The sequence below is a fragment of the Anaerosporobacter sp. genome (assembly GCF_965301125.1).
Genome location: NZ_CBDLAM010000381.1, coordinates 1 through 1567, shown reverse-complemented (window position 1 = coordinate 1567; position 1567 = coordinate 1). Strand labels below are relative to the sequence as shown.

2 protein-coding genes are annotated in these 1567 nt (G+C 30.8%); both read right to left on the bottom strand.

Annotated elements, in window-relative coordinates; all coding sequences use genetic code 11:
- The coding region (locus ACW2QF_RS20205) for a heme NO-binding domain-containing protein (RefSeq protein WP_455717812.1) at nucleotides 1-898 on the bottom strand (898 nt) is incomplete at its 3' end.
- Between the two features lie 265 nt (nucleotides 899-1163).
- Nucleotides 1164-1490, bottom strand: coding sequence for a hypothetical protein (locus ACW2QF_RS20200; RefSeq protein ID WP_455717811.1), 327 nt, complete (start codon nucleotides 1488-1490; stop codon nucleotides 1164-1166).
- Nucleotides 1491-1567 lie beyond the last annotated feature (77 nt).

The following is a 1567-nucleotide window of genomic DNA, read 5'->3' as shown; positions in this document are numbered from 1 at the left end:
CATCTACAATAGAATTAAATCCTATGAAATCCTTTTGAATATTTTGCTTTATCTTATCAATCTCTAACATATAAACTTCATATTCGTCATTGGATTTAATTATAGTTGACTCAATGAAATTCCTATTTCCTAACTTCTCAAGCTCCTTAAATATTAACTTTCTAGGTCTGTCTAACACAGAAGTTGTTATTATTGAAGAAACAAATGCAATTACACCAGCTAATAACCCTTTAATAGGACTTTGAAATAACGCAAAACCTGAAAGTCCAACCAATATTAAATTCATAATTGCTGTTTTAATTGTTACAGATTTAATCATTCCAAAGGAAAAAAGATTATTTAAAAAATATCTCTTAACATATTGAATTTCTGACTCAAACTTAAGCTTAAGTATTAACTCATCATTAGTTCTTGATACTTCTTCAACTTCTATCTTTTCATTGAAATGATGTGATACACCACTAATTAGACCTTTTAAATAATTCCCCATCCCTCTCTTGGAACGGTAAGTAAAATAGATTTCCTTTGATGATATCGGTGTAACATCTAAGATTGGTGGCTTTGCCCCTCTAAAGCGTTTCATGACTATGACATGTACATCATTCATAGCCTTTAAAAATTGATAAGCTGAATCATGACGAAAGAATCCTGGATAAAGTTTACTGAATGTTTTAACATTCTCTTCTCCCATGATAAACCATATTTCTTCTTTATTCTTACCCACAGCATTACCTATATACTCAACGATTCCTAATGCTTTATCATCTTCTATATCTTCAAGTGGTGAAAAAATATAAGTACTAGAAATTCCATAAGCTTTTAAAGCATCGTCTACTACTTTATTTCCAAACAATGTTCTACTAGAATCTACCCACGACGAAACTACTGTTCCTTTCATATCAATATCTCCTTTGTATAATATTACATTAGCACATTATACCACGACACGAATATTGTTACAATCAAATTAGTTATTTATTGATAAATATTCTGCAAAAAAGTAATAGTTAATTCTCTTATTTAAATAATAATAGGCGTAAAAAATACTAAAAAGCAGCTCATAGACTATATCAATTCTACTAATTACTCAATCAGTAAATTGTTAATCCTATGAGCTGCTCTATATAACTATGTATTACATAAAAACTACAAACTTAATTGCTTTATCTCGAAGAGACCTTCTCCATCCGTTCGAAATAACAACTTTTACAGATTAATTCTGCATTCTTGTCCCCACACAATGGGCAAAACCACGTTCCGTCTTCATGTGGTGTAATAGAAATTTGAGGCATTATTTTACCTGAAATATCTCTATGTTTTTTTGCTAGAGGGATAACTGTTACACCCTGTGATCTAACGCCATCTTTTGTTCTATTTTCACTACCATTTACCCTAGCGACTTTACCTGCTTGTACATGTAACCTAGTACCACAATGTTGACAGTACTTCGAACCTACTGGATTATTAAAACTGCATTTACTACATTTCATGTCTGATACACCCCCAAGTCATTAGTATATATCTATTCTATTCCATAATGATGATATCGTCAATGATGTTTTTGTAA

What these genes read in the sequence shown, in the direction of transcription:
- ACW2QF_RS20200 (WP_455717811.1), bottom strand. Translation starts at nt 1,490, where the DNA reads ATGAAATGTAGTAAATGCAGTTTTAATAATCCAGTAGGTTCGAAGTAC.